The following is a 19,396-nucleotide window of genomic DNA, read 5'->3' on the forward strand; positions in this document are numbered from 1 at the left end:
TTGTTCGCCCTGTGCCACCTCGTCTCGGCCCCGATGGGCCGGACGGTGAAGCTCGCCGCGGCCCATCCCACGCGGTGCTCGTGGCGCGCGACATCGCGGGGCCGCGAACCGGGTGCCGGTCGGCACACCGGCCGCGCCGGGCATGAGCCCCGTGGCGGGCGGCGACGGTCGGGCCGAGTCAGCCTTGGGCGAGCAGCGCCTCCAGATCAGCGACGGCGGTCCGCAGGTGGTCGGCGAAGGCGTGCATCTGGTCGGCGACCGCGGTCGGGGTGGCCAGATACAGGTTCCAGCGGTCGGGCAGCAAAACGTAGGCGACGCCGATGCAGCGGGGGCTGGTGGAGCCGAAACCGAAGTAGCGGATGTTGATCGACGGCGCCGAGCTGGTGCTGAGGTAGTCGTCCCGCAGGATCAGCCAACCCGGGCTGTCGAACAGCGGAATCGGTTCGGTGACACCGAGTTCGGCGCCGCGCCGACGTTGGATCCACTGCAGTTCCCACAGATGTTGTTCGGGTGCCGCGCCCGCCTGGCACTGCTTGGCGCGTTCGACGTGAGCGGCGGCCGCGGCGCGCGCGGCGACCAGCTTGGCCTGCTGGTCGACCGCGGGGTCCTGCATCGCGTCCACGAACGCCACCATTTCCGGGGTGACCACCCGCATGGCCTCGGTGCGGCCGTTGCGGTACTGGCGGGTGGCGATGGATTCGTAAGTGGCGCCGGTGATTCCCTTGCTGCGCCGGTGGGCAAGCTGATAACTCAACTGCGCGAAGGCATCCGGTGAGATGCCGAGCTGCTTGGCGCGAGTGGTGCCGAAGTCCGGGAAAGAGACCGTCTGTGTGGCATTCTCGGCGGCGTAGCGAGCGAAATCGGCGCCGGCTTCGGCAATATCATTGCGCTGCGCCGCATCCAGCACGAAGTCGATCGGCTCGACGGCGGGCATCCCCTGCGCCTTCGCCCCCGACCGGGCGGCGTGCTCCTGCGCCGGAGTCTCCAGCAAGGTGTCCACGAAGGACAGGATGGTGGTGCCGTCCAGCCCGCAGTGCTCGACGTTGATGCCCGCCTGACCGTCCCCGAAGACGATGAACGACACCGACTTGTCGAACCACCGGTTGGCGCTGTCGCCGTGCAGCAGCTGATCGCAGGCGTGCAGCTCATCGCGCGGGGCGAAGTCCTCCAGGCAGACACAGAACAGCGCGGTCTCGATGGTGTCCAGCGCCGCGGCATTGGTCGGGTCGGCGAGCAGCGCCTGCCTGCTCGCCGCCCATTCGGCCCGCGCCTTGGTGGTGAGATGCCCGACGGCGGAATCGGTTCGGGTCGACCGCGCACCGGCCTTCAGCACCGCTCGCAGTCCGTCGGCGAGGTCGTCCAGCGAGTACGGCGCGCCGTCGGGACCGATCGCGTCCATCCGGAACATGTGGCCGCGGAAGAAGACCACCACGTGCTTCGCCGTGGACGGACCCGGCCATTCCGGGCTGTACGGGACGCGAACGCTGTCCTGCTCCACCCCCGGGATGCGGGTCTCGGAGAACAGATACTTGTTCTGCCACATGGACAGCGTCTGCCCGCGCTGGGTCACCGCGGGGATCGCTTCGGCGTCCAGCGACAGTTTGTAATCCACTGCGGCGGAGATGATTCCGGCCGCGCGATCGACCTGGGTCGCGGCGGTGGAGGTGGCCAGCGTGGTGTCGTCGCGGAAGAGGAAGAAGAAGTTGGCGTTCAACGCGATGCGGTCGCGCCTGCCCAGGTACCGCGACGGCCAGAACAGATCCAGCCAGCTACCCACGCCCGCGGTGGCGTCGTATTCCGCCAGTGCCGCGTGCAGCTTGCGACCGGGCCCGTCCTGGCGCAGCAGGTCGGCGACCGCGGCTTCGGTGGTGGCGAGCTCGTCCGGGGTCAGCAGCGGCGCGCACCACTGCAGGAATCGGGCGCAGCTGTCCTCCAGCGTCGGCAGGGGCACCCGGGGCAGGTGGTCGTCGGCGGCGAAGGTGCGTTCGGTCAATGCTGGTCCTCGGTGTCGGCGTGGTGCTTCGGCAACGGTCTCGATAGATACAGGCCGGCGTAGAGCCAGCCGTCGGCTTCCCGGTCGGTGGTGTCGATTCCCTTGGCGGACAGGGTGTTCAGCACCTGGGTCTGCTCGGTCGCGGAGGCGAACCTGCGCTGTTCGAACAGCCCGGGCGCCTGTTCGGTCCGGTAGCCGAGCGCGGCCAGTTCCGCGGCGATCGGGGTGAAGTCGAACATGCGCAGCACGAAGTGTGCCATCCAGGGCCGCCGACGCGGGTGCGCGGTGGCCACCCGAGCCAGGGTTTTCTCGGTGACGTAGCCGACGCAGCCGGTGGAGATGATGATGTCGGCGGTGGCCAGCACCGCCCGCTGCGCATCGGTGGGTTCGCCGGACTCCAGGTCGGCGTGCACGGTGTCGTGCAGCAGTCCCGTCTCCTCGGCGTAGGCGAGCGCGGGCGCGGAGGCGTCCATGCCGAGGAACCGGACGTCGGGAAGTTCGTCTCGGGTGCCGAGTTCCGCGCGGTCGCGGGCGATGAGGGCCGCGCGGTCCCCGTCCGCGGTGCGGTAGTGCTCGGCGAGTTCTTTCATGGAGGTGTCGAAGCGCAGCAGCGCGGCGTTGACGCCGTAGGAGCAGCCGATGTCGAGCACCGTGGGCGTGGTCACCCGGGCCGAGGCGCGATATTCCCGAATCTGTTGCTGGAAAACGGGTTTCGCGAGCTCCGGGATTCGGTAGTCGAGGTCGGACATGCGGGCGTAGTAGTCGCGTGGATCGGGACGGTCGTAGATGTCGTCGAAGGAGGCTTTCCCGGTCGTGTGTAACGGCACTGCCACAGTCGTTCCTCTCGGGTCGAGCGGTTTCTCCCGATCACTGGGTCGAACGGGGGCGTTCGGCTCAGTCGAGCAATCGGTCGCCGCGGACAACGTCGGCCGCGGCGGCCAGATGATCGGGTAGTACGCGGCCGAAGAGTTGCCTGGTGCGCTCCACCGTGCCGACCATGCCGGGTCGGTCGGTGTAGGCGAAGATCGCCGAATGCCGTTGGGTGGCACCGGCGACGGGCGACACGCGATGCAGCGAGAAGCGGCCGCGGAACAGTTGCAGATCGCCGGGGCGCAGGTCGAGCCGCTGGATCAACCGCTCGCCCGAGCCCGTGAGCACGGCGCGTACGTCGTCGAGGCGCTCGGCCGCCGGCGTGCGAATGTTGGGGCAGTACTCGAAGATTCCGCCCGACTCCGCCGGTTGGGTCAGCATGCTGACGGTGAATTCGTTGGTGTCGAAGTGCCACGGATGCGACATGCCGGGGGCGACGACATTCAGGCACAGTCCGGCCAGCGGGTCGGCGAATTCGTGCAGTTCGGCCAGGCCGAAACAGTCCGCGACGAAACGCTGGAAGCGCCGGTCGGTATAGAGCCGGTGGATCAGCGCGTCGCCGGGAATGCGATCGCGGGGCACGAAGGCGTTTCCGCGCTCGAGCACGATGCGCCCCGGATGATCCGCGGGTAGCTCGGTGTCCAGCGGGATGTTGTAGGCGTTCACCCGCTCGACTTCGTAGTACGCGTGCGGCGCCATCGCCTCGCCCTGCGCCCGCAGGGTCTCGGTCAGTTCCGGCCGGATGAAGCCCCGCAGGACGGTGCAGCCGCTCTCGTCCAGTTCCGTGCGGGCTCGCCGCACCGCGCTGCGCCGGCCGGGGTCGTCCGGTTCAGCGAGGGGATACCGTGCGGTATCAACGATCTCGTCGAGGACACCCAACGCTGCCATGGCGACATTCTGGTGGAGCGAACCGCCGACACGCCCGAGATTCGGCGAGATTGCCGGTGATCGCCGTCACAGCTCCCAGCAGCACTCACTACCGTTGCGGCACAGTAACTCTCGGTAGAGCGCGGTCGGGAGTGTCGAACGGCGGCCGGTCAGCCGCGCAGCTTCAGCGCTTGTTCGAGGTCTTCGATCGTGAGCCCGACCAGCGAGTCGCGGAAGGTTCGGCCAGGTCCGTCCGGAACGGCAATCTCGCACGGGATCACGATCACCGCGCACCCCGCCGCCCACGCCGCGCGGGTGCCCGTCGGCGAATCCTCCACGGCCACACAGTCGCGCGGTTCGACGCCGAGCAGCTCAGCGGCCCGCTGATAGACGTCGGGCGCGGGCTTGCCGCGAGCCACCTCGTCACCGCAGACCGACACGTCGAAGAAATCGCGGCCGAGCGTGTCCAATCCGAATTCGGTAAGCGACCGCTTGGTATTGGTGACGAGCGCCGAAGCGAGTCCCGCCGCCCTGACCAACGCGAGCGCGTCCTTCGCACCGGGACGCCACGGGATAGGGCCGGTCATCAACTCGGTCACCCGGCGCTCCAGAAAGTCCCCCGCCGCCCCCAATGCCGCCGGGGTCGACTCGATGCCGAGACCGGTGAAGATCAACCGCAGCGCGTCCGGCCCGGACGCGCCGATCAGCGCGTGCCGCAGCTCGTCGGTCATCTCGTGCCCGTGCTCGCGAGCCAGCTCGCGGACGGCGACGTCCCAGAGCTTCTCCGAGTCCAGCAACGTGCCGTCCATATCCCAGAGAACGGCGGCTAGTCGCGCAGTCACGTGCGGTACATCTCCTCATTGGTTACCGATCGACCCAGGCCACGATGGCAGTCGCCGCCCCGAGCTATTCTCCGGCATTCGGCTGCGTGGTGCACCGGCGGCACAGTTCGCGGCAGATCGTGCCCGGCAAGGCGTTGCCGCTTTCCAGCAGCGCCTTGCCGCATTCCAACAGCAGGACCCTGTCGCGTTCCAGCAGAGCCGTGCCGCGCCCCGACGGAACGCCTATGCCCCGGACGCGGCGATCAGCATTCGCCCGTTCTCCGAGACGACCTGGAACCAGCGGCTTTCCGACCTTCGTTCACCGGACTTCATCGTGTAGGTGATCGATGCGGTCGCCCGGTTCTCACCGCTCGGCGTGACATTCCCCACGCTCACCGCGCGGATATCGCTCCAGAACCGGACGTAGGCGTCGTAGCCGCCGGTCTGCGCCTGGTAGGAGGGCGTGAGCTGGGACCAGGCAGCGGAGGTGTTGCCGGGCAGCATGCTGTAGTAGCCCTGGATGAATTGGGCGACGTTGGCCGCGGGGGCCGGACCGTACGGTGTCGCGGTGACGGTCGTGGGCGGCGCCTTACTCGGGGTGGGACTCGGCGTGGGCGTAGGCGAGGGTGTCGTCGAGGACGGGGCGGGAGTCGGGCTCGGCGGGGCCGACGGCTCGGGGGTGTTCACCGGAGCCGGCGGCACCTCCTGGCCGGTGCTCGCCGCGTTGGCGGGTGGCGGCGGTCCCTCGGGGGCGGCGGAAGAAACGGTGGTTGCCGACGGTGCGGCCGTGCCGCCCTCGTCCTTGCGGTCGCCGTTGACAATGTAGGCGATGAGTCCGATCACCAGGAGCACCGCGACGAACGCGGCGGCACCGACGGCCATGGCGCGGTTACGCTGCGGCCCGCCGCCCGCACTGCCGGGGATGGTGGTCGCCGCGCGGCGTGGCGGGATCGGCGGCTGCGCGGAAACGGATTCGGGCGCAGCGGAATTCGCCTGCGGAGTGGCGTTGGCCAGGGCGGCGGTCGGTACCAGCGCCGTCGCGGCGGTCGCGTTCGCCGCGCTGCCCGCGGCATCGGCGCCCGGCTGCGGGAGCACGGTCGTCGCATCCGCGCCCGGCGCGGGCAGCGCCTTGGTGAGCGACGGTGTCCTCAGCTTCGGAACCCGGCCCTCCGCAACGGCTTCGAGCGCTTGCTGCGCCTCCCGCATGGTCGGGCGCGCGTCGATCGTCGGGGCGAGCAGTCGCATCAGCACCGGGCCGAGCGCACCGGCCTGCTTCGGTTCCGGGACCTGGCCGCGCGCGACGGCGTGCAACACAGCCAGCGGGTTGTCGCCCTCACCGAACGGCGGCTGACCCTCCACCGCGGCGTACAGCGTTGAGCCGAGGGCGAATACGTCGGAGGCGGGTTCCGGGTTCTCGCCGCGCGCCACCTCGGGGGCCAGGTAGGCGGGGGTGCCCGCGAGGAATCCGGTGGCGGTGACGGTGACGTCGCCGACGGCCCGGGAGATGCCGAAGTCGGTGAGCTTCACCGTGCCGTCGTCGCCGACGAGCAGGTTCGCGGGCTTCACGTCGCGGTGCATGATGCCCGCCTTGTGCGCGGCGGCCAGTGCGCCCGCGGCTTGCGCGCCGATGCGCGCGACCTCCGCCGGGGCGAGGGTGCGTTTACCGGAGAGTTTGGCCGCCAGGCTCGGCGCGTCCATGTATTCCATGACCAACCACGGCTGGCCGTCTTCCTCGGCGACGTCGAAGACGGTGATCGCGTTCGGGTGGTGCAGCCGCGCCGCGATCCGGCCCTCGCGCATGGCGCGCAGTTTCGCCTCCAGCGCCGCCTCGCGCGACAAGCCCGGCCCGAGGATCAACTGCTTCACGGCGACGGTGCGCCGCAAGCGGACGTCCGTGCCGCGCCAGACAACGCCCATGGCACCTGTGCCGATCGGATCCGTGAGTCGATACCGTCCCGCGATCAATCGGTCCGCCGTCATGGTGTTGTGCCTTCCTGCTTACGCGCCGAGCCGGTACTGCACTGGCGCGCAACGCCGGGAAATCCCCGAAATTGCCACGCGCCGAAGTCCTTTGCACCCGTAAGCAGCGATGGCGACGCATCCGCCGACTGCTCCGGATGCAGTTGCAACGCTTCCGACAATGGCATACCCACCCGACCGACATCCACCTCACCGTGAACGCCCGGGCGATCCCCCAGGTCAGCGCTGCGCCACGCCGAGTCGCGAAATCCACTCGGCGCGTCGGGATTTGCCCAAATCATGACATACGAGCAGGTAGCCAAGGCCCTTGCGGCACGCGAACACTGTTCCGCCACAGCGTGATCACGATCACAACCCACCACCGGTTCGCATAACGGGTCACGACGCGATCCACTGGCTGTGGTGGCGCAGGGAGGTCGGGTTGCGAGGACTCACAGGGCGTCCGTACGCCGCACAGGAGGCGTAAGCCCGGTGAGGCGTATGGGGGCTCTGTGACAGCCGAACGACGAAGCGGTCAGGCGTTGAAGTACTTCGCCTCGGGGTGCAGCAGGACGAATGCGTCGGTGGATTGTTCCGGGTGGAGTTGGAGTTCCTCGGAGAGGACCACCCCGATGCGTTCGGCCTCGAGCAGGTCGACCAGTTTGGCACGGTCGTCCAGGTCGGGGCAGGCGCCATAACCGAAGGAGTAGCGCGCACCCCGGTAGCCGAGCTTGAAGTAGTCGAGGACGTCGGTGGGGTCCGAGTCGGCGACCGCGTGCCCGTCCAGGGTCAGTTCCTCCCGGATGCGACGGTGCCAGTACTCGGCCAATGCCTCGGTGAGCTGGACGCCGATGCCGTGCACCTCGAGGTAGTCGCGGTAATTGTCGGCCGCGAAGAGTTCGTTGGCGAAGTCGGCGATCGGCTGGCCCATGGTGACCAGCTGGAACGGCAGCACATCCACCTGACCGGTCGCCTCGGCCTGCTCGCGCGACCGGATGAAGTCGGCGATGCACAGGAAGCGGTCGCGCTGCTGGCGCGGGAAGGTGAACCGATAGCGTTCGGCCGCACTGGGATTCGGTTCGGTGAGCACGACAACGTCGTCACCCTCGGACACCGCAGGGAAGTAGCCGTACACGACGGCGGCGTGCTGGAGCACACCCTCGGTGCTCAGCCGGTCGAGCCAGAGCCGCAGTCGCGGCTTGCCCTCGGTCTCCACCAACTCCTCATAGCTCGGCCCCTCGCCGCCGCGCTGGCCGCGCAGACCCCACTGACCGAGGAACAGTGCCCGCTCATCGAGCAGCCCCGAATACTCGTGCAGTGCCAGGCCTTTCACCACCCGAGTGCCCCAGAACGGCGGCACCGGCACCGGCACATCCGCGGCCACATCGGAGCGCGCGGGCACCTCGATCGGCACCTCGACCGCCTTGCGCTGCTCGGCAATGCGCTTGGACCGCTCATGCCGCGCCTTGCGCTCGGCAGCCTTCTCCCGCTCGGCGATCGCCTCGGGACTGCCGGGATCGATACCGCCGCCACGCTTGCGGGTCATGATGTCGTCCATCAACCGCAGGCCCTCGAAGGCGTCGCGGGCGTAGTGTACGTCGCCCTCGTACACCTCGGTGAGGTCGTTCTCGACATAACCGCGGGTCAGCGCCGCCCCACCGAGCAGCACCGGGAACTGCTCGGCCACGCCCTTGGCGTTGAGCTCCTGCAGGTTCTCCTTCATCACCACGGTCGACTTCACCAGCAGCCCGGACATGCCGATGACGTCGGCCTTCTTGTCCACGGCGGCATCGAGGATGGTCGCGATGGGCTGCTTGATGCCCAGGTTCACCACCTCGTAGCCGTTGTTGGACAGGATGATGTCGACCAGGTTCTTGCCGATGTCGTGCACGTCGCCCTTGACGGTGGCCAGCACGATGCGGCCCTTGCCGCTGTCGTCGGTGGCCTCCATGTGCGGCTCCAGGTACGCGACCGCGGCCTTCATCACCTCGGCCGACTGCAAGACGAACGGCAGCTGCATCTGTCCGGAGCCGAACAGCTCACCGACGGTCTTCATACCGGAGAGCAGCGTCTCGTTGATGATCTGCAGCGGCGGCACCTGCTGCATCGCCTCGTCGAGGTCGGCCTCCATACCGTTGCGCTCGCCGTCGACGATGCGCCGCGCCAAGCGCTCGAACAATGGCAGCGCCGCCATCTCCTCGGCGCGCGAGGCCCGCGACGACGACGTCGATACGCCTTCGAACAGTCCCATCAACTTCTGTAGCGGGTCGTAATCCTCGCTGCGCCGGTCGTACACCAGATCCAGCGCCGTTTCGCGCTGCTCGTCGGGGATGCGCGCCATCGGCAGGATCTTCGAGGCGTGCACGATCGCGGAATCCAGTCCGGCCTGCACGCATTCGTGCATGAACACCGAGTTCAACACCTGACGGGCCGCGGGATTCAAGCCGAAGGAAATGTTCGACAGGCCGAGGGTGGTCTGTACCTGGGGATGCTTGCTCTTGAGCAGTCGGATGGCTTCGATGGTTTCGATGCCGTCCCGGCGCGACTCCTCCTGACCGGTGCCGAGGGTGAAGGTGAGCGTGTCGATGATGATGTCGCTCTCCAGCAAGCCCCAGTTGCCGGTGATATCGGCGATCAACCGCTCGGCGATCTCCACCTTCTTCGCGGCGGTGCGGGCCTGGCCCTCCTCATCGATGGTCAGCGCGACCACGGCGGCGCCGTGCTCGGCGACCAGCCGCATGGTCTGCTGGAAACGGGATTCGGGACCGTCGCCGTCCTCATAGTTCACCGAGTTCACCGCGCAACGGCCGCCGAGATGTTCCAGACCCGCCTTCAGCACCGGGGTTTCGGTGGAGTCGAGCATGATCGGCAGCGTCGAGGCGGTGGCCAGCCTGCTGGCCAGCGCCTCCATGTCCCTGGCGCCGTCGCGACCGACGTAGTCGACGCAGAGGTCGAGCATGTGCGCGCCGTCGCGGGTCTGGTCCTTGGCGATGTCCAGGCACTTCTGCCAGTCCTCGGCCAGCATGGCTTCCCGGAATGCCTTGGAGCCGTTGGCATTGGTGCGCTCGCCGATCATCATGATCGAGGCGTCCTGCTCGAACGGCACCGCCGTGTACATGCTGGACACGGCGGGCTCGTGGGTCGGAGCGCGGCGCTCGTCGATCGGCGGCAGCTTCGGCTCGATCTCGCGAACCGCCTCGGTCACCTGCCTGATGTGCTCGGGGGTGGTGCCGCAGCAGCCGCCGACCAACGCGAGCCCGAACTCGGAGACGAAGCCGCTGAGCGCGACCGCCAGTTCCTCCGGTGACAGCGGATATTCGGCACCGTTGGCACCGAGCACCGGCAGACCGGCGTTCGGCATCACCGACACCGGCACCTGCGCGTGCCGGGACAGATGCCGCAGATGTTCGCTCATCTCGGCCGGACCGGTCGCGCAGTTCAGGCCGATCATGTCGATGCCGAGCGGCTCCAGCGCGGTGAGCGCCGCGCCGATCTCGCTGCCGACCAGCATCGTGCCGGTGGTCTCCACGGTCACGTGGGTGATGATCGGAATGCGCCGCCCGAGCAGCCGCATGGCCTCCCGGCTGCCGTTCACCGCCGCTTTGACCTGCAACAGGTCCTGGCAGGTCTCGATCAGGATGGCGTCCGCACCGCCCTCGAGCATGCCGAGCGCGGATTCGGTGTACGCGTCGCGCAACGCGATATAAGGAGCATGGCCCAGCGTGGGCAGCTTGGTCCCCGGGCCCATCGAGCCGAGCACATAACGCGGCGTGCCGTCGGCGGACGGGCCCATCTCGTCGGCCACCTCGCGGGCCAGCCGGGTGCCGCGTTCGGACAGATCGCGGATGCGGTCGGCGATGTCGTAGTCGGCCAGGTTGGGCAGGTTGCAGCCGAAGGTATTGGTCTCGACCGCGTCCGCGCCCGCCTCGAAGTAGGCGCGGTGGATGGTGCGCAGCACGTCCGGGCGGGTGTCGTTGAGGATCTCGTTGCAGCCCTCGAGGCCGAGGAAGTCGTCCAGCGTGAGGTCCGCCGCCTGCAACATCGTGCCCATCGCACCGTCACCGATCACGACACGGCGGCGCAACGTGTCGAGTAGCGTGGTGTCGAACTCGGCGGGGATGGACGCAGACATGTGATCAAGCGTAATGGTCGGGTGAGACAGCCCTGCCCGCCGCGTCTCGTCGGTGTACTTTCCGCACGTCCCCCGCCGCCGCTGCCGAACACGCCGAGCATCCGGCCGCCCAGTTCCGCGCACATCCGGCGTACCTCGCCCTTCGCGGTGGCCGTGCGCGGTTTGATGACGGACTTCGTCCGGCTACGCGCACTATGCTGACCGAGTGAACCCCAGTGAAACTCCCGATCCGGAACTGCCGACGTTGCGGGAACCGGTGCTGGTCGCGGCCTTCGAAGGCTGGAACGACGCGGGCGACGCCGCAAGCGGCGCCGTAGAGCATCTGGAATTGATCTGGGACGCCGAGCCGCTAGCCGAACTCGATTCCGAGGACTACTACGACTACCAGGTCAACCGCCCGACGGTGCGCCAGGTGGACGGCGTGACCAGGGAAATCCAGTGGCCGTCCACCATGCTCTCGGTGTGCTCGCCGCCGGGCAGCGACCGCGACATCGTGCTGCTGCGCGGGATCGAACCGAACATGCGCTGGCGCAGCTTCTGCGACGACCTGCTGGAGTTCATCGAACAGCTGGGCGTGCAGACCGTGGTCATCCTCGGCGCGCTGCTCGCCGATACGCCGCACACCCGTCCCGTTCCGGTGACCGGGTCCGCGTACAGCAAGGAAGCGGCCGAGCGATTCAACCTGGAGCAGACTCGGTACGAGGGACCGACCGGCATCACCGGGGTGCTGCAAGACCAGTGTGTGAAGGCGGGTGTGCCCGCGGTGTCGTTCTGGGCTGCAGTGCCGCACTATGTTTCGCAACCGCCGAACCCGAAGGCCACGATCGCGCTGCTGCACCGGGTCGAGGATGTGCTCGACATCGAGGTGCCGCTCGGCGAACTGCCCTCGCAGGCCGAGGAGTGGGAGACCGCGGTCAACGAGATGACCGCGGGCGATGACGAGGTCACCGAGTACGTGCGGTCGCTCGAGGAGCGCGGCGACGCGGCGGTCGACGTGAACGAGGCGATGGCCAAGATCGACGGCGACGCCATCGCCGCCGAGTTCGAGAAGTATCTGCGCAGGCGGGGTCCGGGCAGCTTCGGACTCTGAAGTGGTTGAGCCCGAATAGCATTGGTTTGCCCAGTGTTCACCCACGGGCCGCATGTCGGCCGCGAAGCGGCTGCCGCCTATTCTTCTCAGGGTGACCTTTCTCCCGATCGTCGCGCATCTGCGCGCTTTTGACGACCGGATCGCCGTCCTCTGCCCCCGATCTGGCGCCGCGAACGACACGGCGGCGGCGCCGGTGGCGGAAGATTTGCGGCAGGTCACCTATGCGCAGCTGGCGACGCTCGTCGAGGAGTTCGCGGCCACCCTCGGACCGAACAGGCGGCTCGTCGCACTCGCAGCCCGAAACGACCTCGATTCGCTCGTCGGGTATCTCGGCGCACTCAGCGCGGGCTGCGTCGTACTGCTCACCGCGGACGTCACCACCGAGTTACTGACGACCTACGATCCCGATGTCCTCATCGAGGACGGCACCACACGCGTGCGGCGCGAGACGTCGGCGCACACCCTGCATCCGGACCTCGCGCTCTTGCTGAGCACTTCGGGTTCCACGGGGTCACCGAAACTCGTCCGGCTTTCGTCGGCGAACCTGCTGGCCAACGCCGCCGCCATCGCCGAGTACCTGACCATCACCCCCGACGACCGCGCGGCCACGACGCTGCCGATGTTCTACTGCTACGGGCTCTCGGTGCTGCACAGCTACTTGTTGCGCGGTGCGAGCCTGCTGCTCACCGAACGGTCGATCCTGGACGACACCTTCTGGGACGAGTTCCGCGCCTACCGGGCAACGTCTTTCGCGGCCGTCCCGTACACCATCGACCTACTGGACCGGATCGGCTTCGCCCGCATGGAATTGCCAGATCTGCGCTACGTCACCCAGGCGGGCGGTCGGCTCGCCGCCGAGCGGGTCGTCGAATACGCGCGGCTCGGCGCACGCTCGGGCTGGGACTTCTTCGTCATGTACGGCCAGACCGAGGCCACCGCCCGGATGGCTTATCTGCCGCCGGATCTGGCGGCCGCGCACCCGGATTGCATCGGTGTGCCGATCCCCGGCGGGGAGTTCAGCCTGGAACCGGTCGACGATGCCGACGGGCACGGCGTCAACCGGCACGGACACGAGCGCGGCGACCAGCGGACCGACGCCGAGGCGGGCGAACTGGTCTACCACGGACCCAACGTCATGATGGGTTACGCGACGTCCTCGTCCGATCTGGCGCTGGGCCACACCGTCACCGCGTTGCGCACCGGCGATCTCGCGCGCCGCACCCCCGAGGGCCTGTACCAGGTAATCGGCCGCCGCAGCCGGTTCGCGAAGATCTTCGGTCTGCGCATCGACCTGCAACGGCTCGAGTCCGGCTTGGCGGCAGCGGGTTTCACCACCTGCTGCACCGACGACGACGAACACCTCGTCGTCGCGGTGCAGCACCCCGACACCGACCCGACCGAGACCGCCGCACTCCTGGCCGGGCTGCCCGCCGCGGCAGTGCGGGTGTGCAGGGTCGAGGAACTGCCGCGGCTGGCCAACGGCAAGCCGGACTACCCCGCCGTCCGCACGTTGGCCGCGCCCGCGCCGCAGACCCGAGACATCCGCGCGCTCTACGCCATTGCCCTCGGCATCGACCCGGCGACGATCCGCCCGGACAGCACCTTCGTCGATCTCGGCGGCAATTCGCTGACCTATGTGACGACCGCGGCCCGAGTGGAACGCACGCTGGGCCGACTGCCCGCCGACTGGCCGACCATGACGATCGCCGAGCTCGAACGGATACCGCACGGCGGCAGGCGGTTCGGCCGCACCCTGGACACGGGCACGCTGCTGCGCGCCGCGGCCATCGTGCTGATCGCGGGTTCGCATATCGGCCTTTTCGTCCTGTGGGGCGCCGCGCACGTGCTGCTCGCGGTCGCCGGATTCAACTTCGCCCGCTTCGCGGTGACCGCCGCGCCGCGTGCCGAACGGTTGCGGCACGCGCTGCGCACGGTCGCGCTGATTGCCGTGCCGACCGCCGCCTGGGTTGCCATCACGTTGCTGTTCACCGACTACTACGGGTGGCAGAACGTGCTGCTGCTCAACAAGATTCTGGGCCCGCACGACAGCGCCACCGCGGGGCACCTCTGGTACATCGAGGTGCTTGTCTACTTCACCGTCGCGGCCGCGCTACTGCTGCGGATCCCCCTGGTGGACGCGCTGGAGCGGCGCGAACCGTTCTGGTTCGCGATGGGCCTGCTCGCGATCACCCTGGTGCTGCGGTACCAGCCGTTCGGGCTCTATCCGGCGAAGGATGTACCCTTCTCGCCGCTGGCCGTGTGGTTCTTCGCGATGGGCTGGGCCGCCGCGAAGGCGACGTCGATGTGGCAGCGGCTGCTGGTGAGCGCCGTCCTGCTGGCTTGTGTGCCGGGCTATTTCGGGGTTCCTGATCGGGAGCGGCTCGTCATGGCCGGGCTGCTCCTGCTGATCTGGCTGCCCGCGATCCGGGTACCCGCCCTGGTGGCTGTCGCGGCCGCGGTGCTCGCCGACAGCTCACTGTTCGCGTATCTGCTGCATTGGCAGGTATATCCACCGTTCGGGCAACACCATGTTGCGGCGTTGCTCGCCTCGCTGGTGGCCGGTGTGGCCGCGACGAGGATGGTGGCGGGGGCGCGACGGCGGTTGCGCGTGCCGTCGTTTCGATCAGCTGTCGATGGTCCAGACTTGGGCCGCCGCTTCGTGCGCCAGCTTCGCGAGCAGGATGTCTCGCGGGATCGTCTGGCCGGCAAGGTGATCGAGTGACGGAACCACGACGTGGTGCGCGTCGGCTCGCTTGAGCTCCTGGGTCAGCTCGGCAAAAGCCGTGCCATCACCGGAAGTCGATTCATGGAACGTTGCGGCGAAGCAGAGCCCTTCCTCGCGGGCGAGGCTGGTCATCGCATCCTCGAGCTCTTCGCTGTGGCCATCGGCCAAATCGTCACGCACGTATCCATAGATCAACGCTTCCACCCGAACCTCCGTTGGATTGGGTACCGCTGTTCTTATGTGGATCACCCCATTGTGGGGTACTGCGCCCTGCAAGGACAGATGCAATTGCATCTGGCTCATACAAGATGGGTCCGGCAAACTTTCCGCTCCCATGTCCAGCATGCACAACGCCAAACTGCGAATGCAGATGTCAACCCACTGACACCTATATGCCCTATCTCGGCCACCGGGCGTTAACTGGTGCGATACTACTGACGTGGCCGCTGGAGACGATCGACCCGTCTGGGCTGTCCGGATGCGCTCCGAGCGCGACGCGCGGGGGTGGTCACAAGCCGACGCCGTCCGCGTGATGCGCGCCAAGTCATCCCACAACCTGCCGACAGACAGTACACTGCTACGTAACTGGCGCCGCTGGGAATCGGGCGAGTCGCGGCCGGATGATTTCTACGCACCGATCATCGCCGCCGCCTTCGACACCGTCACCGCCGCGTTCTTCCCCAAAGCCAGGCCGAATCGAGACGACGAAGTCCTCTCGGCAACCGGCATGGACACACTGGAGTTCATTGGCAGACTCCGCATGTCGGACGTCTCCCCCGCCACCCTCGACGCCATCCGCATCACCGCGGAACGCCTGTGCTGCGAGTACTCCTACGCCGATCCGCACGAGCTGCACGCCGAGGGCACCGGATGGTTGCGCCGAATCACCTCGCTATTGGACGGCCGACTGACACTGGCGCAGCATCGCGACATCCTCGTCCTCGCGGGATGGGTTGCGCTACTGGTCGGTTGCGTCGACTACGACCTCGGTCGGCGGACCGCCGCCGAAGCGACTCGGCGCGCCGCATATTCGCTGGGTGTCGAGGCGGAGAACGCCGAAATCACCGGCTGGAGTGCGGAAATGGCCGCTTGGTTCGCGTTGACCCAGGGCAACTACCGCGGCGCGATCGACGCGGTCGACCAAGTGCTGGGGGTAAGCCAGAACCTTGGCGTCGGCGTGCAACTCGCCGCGCAACGGGCCAAGGCGTGGGCTCGGCTCGGCGACCGCCACCAGGTCGAGGCGGCACTCGACCAGGGTCGAGCAATTTTGGAGCGAATCGACCATCCGATCAATCTGGATAACCATTTCGTAGTAGATCCACAGAAGTTCGACTTCTACGCGATGGACTGCTGCCGGGTCGCGGGCGAGGATCGGCGCGCCGAGAACTACGCCAACGAGGTCATCCGCAACGCCACCCGCGCCGACGGCACGGTCCGCAATCCGATGCGGGTGTCCGAGGCGCATCTGACCCTCGCGGTGGTCGCCGTCCGCAATCGCGATCTGGAACTCGCCGTCGACGAAGGACTGCGCGCGTTCGCGGGTAAACGCCGTTCACTGCCCTCGCTGATGTGGATCGCGGGCGAGGCCGCGCGCGAAATCATCGCCCGCTACCCCGGCGATCCGCGCACCCGCGTGTACTTTGACCAGCTGCGTTCGTTGTCGAACGAGTGACCGGTACCGTACCGGCGCAGGCCGATTCGACGGCGAACATCCGGCAAACAGGACACGGCCACGCCGAACAGGGCACGTTCGCGTTGTCGGCGACCGGCCCGCTACTACCCTGTTCCCGGTGACCGACTCCGTCGACGGCTCCGCGAGTGCCGCCACCGTCCGCTGGGACGATCGGCTGCGGCTGTTCTCCTTCGCCACCGCCGAGCGCCGCGCCGACTATCTGTGGGTGCTGCGCGCCTTCGACAGCGCGCGGGCGGCGTATGTGGTGCTGCTGCACGCCGACGATGTGGCCGAGTGGATCGAGCGAAACGGCCACCACCCGCGCACGCCTGAGCTGCTGGACCTGGCGGAGCCGCCGCAGGCACCGGCGGCTGAGGTCGAGAGCCAGCAACATATAGAGGACAACAAGTCCGCGGACAAACCACCCGCCGACGACGGTCCCGCGAGCGCCGCGGCCTGGTCCACCGAACGCGGCGAGCGCCCGAACGCGCCGCGGCTAACCGCCGCCGAGATCGGCCCGCTGCTCGATCAACTGCATCAATGGGGCGTGCTCGAGCGCAGCTACGACGGAACGCGCGCCGCCACCCTGGCCGAATATCGCAACCGGCACTTCGTCTACCAGTTCTCCCAAGCCGGGTTCCAGGCTTACCGCGCGGTCGCGGGCGTGCTCAACGCCCGGCTCGACGAGGCGTCGCTGTCGCGGCTGGTACTGCCGGAGTTGCTGGCCGACCTGCACACCCTCGCCGCGGCCAATCGCGAAGGCGATGCCGAGCGGGTCTACCGCACGCTGCGCCGCCTCGACGCCGCGTTGACGGACATGGCCGCCCGCGCCGCCCACTTCTATCTCTCGCTCGGCGACCTGGTGCGGACCACCGAGATCACCCCGGAATCCTTTCTGGCGCACAAGGACGCACTGCTCGCGCACATGCGGGAGTTCAGCCTCGACCTGGCCAGGTTCACGCCGCGACTGGCCGGGGCGATCGCCGAGATCGAGGAGACCGGCGTCGACGAGCTGATCGAACGCGCCGCCGGGTGCGATGAGCGGGTGCTGCTCAGTTTCGCGGAGCGGCAGGCGGATTGGCAGGCCCGCTGGGACGGGCTGCGGACCTGGTTCGTCGCGTCCGGCAGCGGGGAGACCGCGGGGACGACCGAGGCGGAGCGGCTGCGCGAGGCCACCATGAGCGCCATCGCCGCCGTGCTTTCGCTGCTGCGCCGGGTCACCGAGACCCGGCGCGGCGGGGTGAGCAGGGAGTCGGCGCTGCGCCATCTGGCGGGCTGGTTCACCGCCGCGCCGACCGCGGACAGCGCGCATGCCCTCTTCGATGCGGTGTTCGGTCTCGGCCGGCCGCGGCACCTGGCGATGGAGCATCCCGACGCGGATCTCATTCCGGCGCAGCGTTCCTGGTGGGAGGCGCCGCCATTGGAGATCTCCCGCACGCTGGCCGAGACCGGGCGGCCGCCGTCGGCCGGGGCGCCCGCCCGAATCCATCGCAACGACGCGGGCATTCGGCGGTTGCGGGAGGCGCAGTTGGACGCGCAACGGGCCCGCGCCGAGGCGGCCAAGTCCCTGGCCGCCGCCGATGTGCACGACCGGGTGCTCGACGAACGGGAGACCGAGGTGCTGTTGCGGCTGCTGGACGCGGCGTCCACGGCGTGGGTGCCGGTGAGCGGCCGGGTTGCCGGGACCACCGGATCCGACAGCGGGGTCACTCTGACCGTCTCGGAACACAACGGTTCGACGGTGGTGCAGACCGCGCACGGGCTGCTGCACCTGAACAACCGCAGGCTCGAGGTGCGCCAGACGACCAAGACCCGGCCGCGCGGCAATGGCGGCCGCCCATGATGCACGGTCGCAAGATCGATTCCCTCGCACTGGACAACTATCAGCGCGCCGCCCGGGTCGTCCTCGCCAATCACCTGGTCACCAGGACCTATCCGGATCGAATCGCGCTACCGCTGATCCGCCGGTGGGCCACCGAATTACGAGAGGACCTGGCCGAGCTGTTCGGTTACCGGCTCGAGGTCACCGAAACCACCGCGCGGGTGTTTCCGATCATCGACCGGTTGGATGCGGGCAAGCCGGCCCGCACGCCCGCCGACCGCGTCTTCGATCGGCGACGCTACGCCTACCTCGCGCTCTGCATCGCCGCGCTCGGCCGGGCCGGCGACCAGATCACGCTGTCGGAGTTGGCCGATCAGGTCGCGGCCTACGCGGGCCGGGTAGAAGGACTGGAACTGTCCACCGATCGCGCGGCGGACCGGGACGCCTTCGTCGACGCGGTCGGCTGGCTGACCCACCGCGGTGCGCTCACCCTGGCCGACGGCGACGCGGGCGGCTGGGCCAGCGATCCCGAGGCGGGCGAGGCGCTCTACGACATCGACCGGCCCGTGGTATTCGCACTGTTCCGGCCGCCGCGCGCGCTGCAACACCTGCACAGCGTGCGTGGGCTGCTCACCGAAGAAGCCGCGGCCGCAACGGGTCCGGCGCACGCGCCGACCGCCGCCGACTTGGCCAGGCGGGTGCGCCGGGCACTGGTGGAGCGGCCGGTGGTGTACCTCGCGGACCTGACGCCCGAGGAACGGCCGGTGCTCGGACAGGATCGGATCGTCGCCGATGTCGAGCTGTTCACCGGGCTGCGAGCCGAACGCCGGGCGGAGGGGGTCGCGCTGATCGACACGTCCGGGCGGTTGTCGGACATCCGCTTCCCGAGCACCGGGACGCTGGCGCAGGTGGGGCTGCTGCTGGCCGGGGAGATCGCCGACCGGGTGCTCGATATCGACAACCCGGTGCCGCGCAGGCCGGGGGCGCCAGAGGCGGGCGCGGCGCTGGCCGAGCAGTTGGACGGCGCGATCCCGGAGTCGACGGTGTTCGCACCGCTGGCCGAGCTCCGGGCACTCGATGAGCCGCCGGGACAGTCCGATTCGGCTTTCGACGGTGATACCGACGAGGCCGAGCCGGTCGAGGCAACGTATCCGCTCGTCGACTCCGCGTGGGTGCGGGAGACCGTGCAGGCGCTCACCGATCGGTACGGCGCCACCTTTGCCGCCCAGTGGCAAGCCGATGTGCCCGGTTTGACCACCGAGGTAGTGGCGCTGCTGGAGCGGCTGCGGCTGGTGCGGGCGGTCGACGACGGGCTGCTGGTGCTGCCCGCCCTCGCTCGTTATCGCGGCGCCGTCGTCACGGTACGCGCCAAGCGCACCGAGGAACTGTTCGTCACCGCGGCCGACACCTATGGGTCCGACAGCACTGGCACGGAAGGGAACTGA

At 68.6% G+C, this 19,396-nt stretch carries 12 protein-coding genes; 5 read left to right on the forward strand and 7 right to left on the reverse strand.

Features of this window, described 5'->3' with window-relative positions:
- Window positions 1–178: 178 nt before the first annotated feature.
- From ACFK0J_RS24935 to metH, 6 genes are all read right to left on the reverse strand, one after another.
- Window positions 179–1,993, reverse strand: coding sequence for a choline/carnitine O-acyltransferase (locus ACFK0J_RS24935; protein ID WP_378731235.1), 1,815 nt, complete (start codon window positions 1,991–1,993; stop codon window positions 179–181).
- Window positions 1,990–2,826, reverse strand: a complete 837-nt coding sequence (locus ACFK0J_RS24940; protein ID WP_378731237.1) for a class I SAM-dependent methyltransferase — start codon at window positions 2,824–2,826, stop codon at window positions 1,990–1,992. The genes ACFK0J_RS24935 and ACFK0J_RS24940 overlap by 4 nt, the downstream gene beginning before the upstream one ends.
- 61 nt (window positions 2,827–2,887) lie before the next feature.
- Window positions 2,888–3,751 (reverse strand): arpA protein, encoded by an 864-nt coding sequence (locus ACFK0J_RS24945; protein ID WP_378731239.1) that lies wholly within the window; start codon window positions 3,749–3,751, stop codon window positions 2,888–2,890.
- A 149-nt stretch (window positions 3,752–3,900) separates the two neighbouring features.
- Complete coding sequence (locus ACFK0J_RS24950) at window positions 3,901–4,572, reverse strand: HAD family hydrolase (protein ID WP_378731241.1); 672 nt, start codon at window positions 4,570–4,572, stop codon at window positions 3,901–3,903.
- A 222-nt stretch (window positions 4,573–4,794) separates the two neighbouring features.
- On the reverse strand, window positions 4,795–6,531 hold the full coding sequence (locus ACFK0J_RS24955) for a protein kinase (RefSeq protein ID WP_378731243.1): 1,737 nt from the start codon (window positions 6,529–6,531) through the stop codon (window positions 4,795–4,797).
- A gap of 514 nt (window positions 6,532–7,045) precedes the next feature.
- The gene (gene metH, locus ACFK0J_RS24960; protein ID WP_378731244.1) at window positions 7,046–10,642 is read right to left on the reverse strand and encodes a methionine synthase; all 3,597 of its coding nucleotides are present in this window, start codon (window positions 10,640–10,642) and stop codon (window positions 7,046–7,048) included.
- A 205-nt stretch (window positions 10,643–10,847) separates the two neighbouring features.
- Here metH and ACFK0J_RS24965 point away from each other — a divergent pair, with 205 nt between their 5' ends.
- Both ACFK0J_RS24965 and ACFK0J_RS24970 read left to right on the forward strand, forming a co-directional pair.
- Entirely contained in the window at window positions 10,848–11,732 is an 885-nt protein-coding gene (locus ACFK0J_RS24965; RefSeq protein ID WP_378731246.1) for a PAC2 family protein, read from the forward strand.
- A 91-nt stretch (window positions 11,733–11,823) separates the two neighbouring features.
- Window positions 11,824–14,454 carry an AMP-binding protein gene (locus ACFK0J_RS24970; RefSeq protein WP_378731248.1) on the forward strand — a complete coding sequence of 877 codons (2,631 nt, stop codon included), beginning with the start codon at window positions 11,824–11,826 and terminating at the stop codon, window positions 14,452–14,454.
- Here the strand turns inward: ACFK0J_RS24970 and ACFK0J_RS24975 are convergent.
- Window positions 14,356–14,751, reverse strand: coding sequence for a hypothetical protein (locus ACFK0J_RS24975; RefSeq protein WP_378731250.1), 396 nt, complete (start codon window positions 14,749–14,751; stop codon window positions 14,356–14,358). The genes ACFK0J_RS24970 and ACFK0J_RS24975 overlap by 99 nt on opposite strands.
- A 145-nt stretch (window positions 14,752–14,896) precedes the next feature.
- On the opposite strand from ACFK0J_RS24975, the gene ACFK0J_RS24980 reads away from it, so the two are divergent.
- The 3 genes from ACFK0J_RS24980 (at window position 14,897) to ACFK0J_RS24990 (ending at window position 19,396) form a co-directional block, all read left to right on the forward strand.
- Window positions 14,897–16,129: an XRE family transcriptional regulator gene (locus tag ACFK0J_RS24980; protein WP_378731252.1), complete on the forward strand. Its 1,233-nt coding sequence runs from the start codon at window positions 14,897–14,899 to the stop codon at window positions 16,127–16,129.
- 118 nt (window positions 16,130–16,247) lie between these two features.
- Window positions 16,248–17,972 carry a TIGR02677 family protein gene (locus ACFK0J_RS24985; RefSeq protein WP_378731254.1) on the forward strand — a complete coding sequence of 575 codons (1,725 nt, stop codon included), beginning with the start codon at window positions 16,248–16,250 and terminating at the stop codon, window positions 17,970–17,972.
- Entirely contained in the window at window positions 17,972–19,396 is a 1,425-nt protein-coding gene (locus ACFK0J_RS24990) for a TIGR02678 family protein (RefSeq protein WP_378742993.1), read from the forward strand. The genes ACFK0J_RS24985 and ACFK0J_RS24990 overlap by 1 nt, the downstream gene beginning before the upstream one ends.

This window comes from Nocardia brasiliensis (assembly GCF_042691675.1).
Lineage (GTDB): Bacteria > Actinomycetota > Actinomycetes > Mycobacteriales > Mycobacteriaceae > Nocardia > Nocardia brasiliensis_D.

What these genes read in the sequence shown, in the direction of transcription:
- ACFK0J_RS24945 (WP_378731239.1), bottom strand. Translation starts at nt 3,751, where the DNA reads ATGGCAGCGTTGGGTGTCCTCGACGAGATCGTTGATACCGCACGGTAT.
- ACFK0J_RS24955 (WP_378731243.1), bottom strand. Translation starts at nt 6,531, where the DNA reads ATGACGGCGGACCGATTGATCGCGGGACGGTATCGACTCACGGATCCG.
- metH (WP_378731244.1), bottom strand. Translation starts at nt 10,642, where the DNA reads ATGTCTGCGTCCATCCCCGCCGAGTTCGACACCACGCTACTCGACACG.
- ACFK0J_RS24975 (WP_378731250.1), bottom strand. Translation starts at nt 14,751, where the DNA reads ATGCAATTGCATCTGTCCTTGCAGGGCGCAGTACCCCACAATGGGGTG.
- ACFK0J_RS24990 (WP_378742993.1), top strand. Translation starts at nt 17,972, where the DNA reads ATGCACGGTCGCAAGATCGATTCCCTCGCACTGGACAACTATCAGCGC.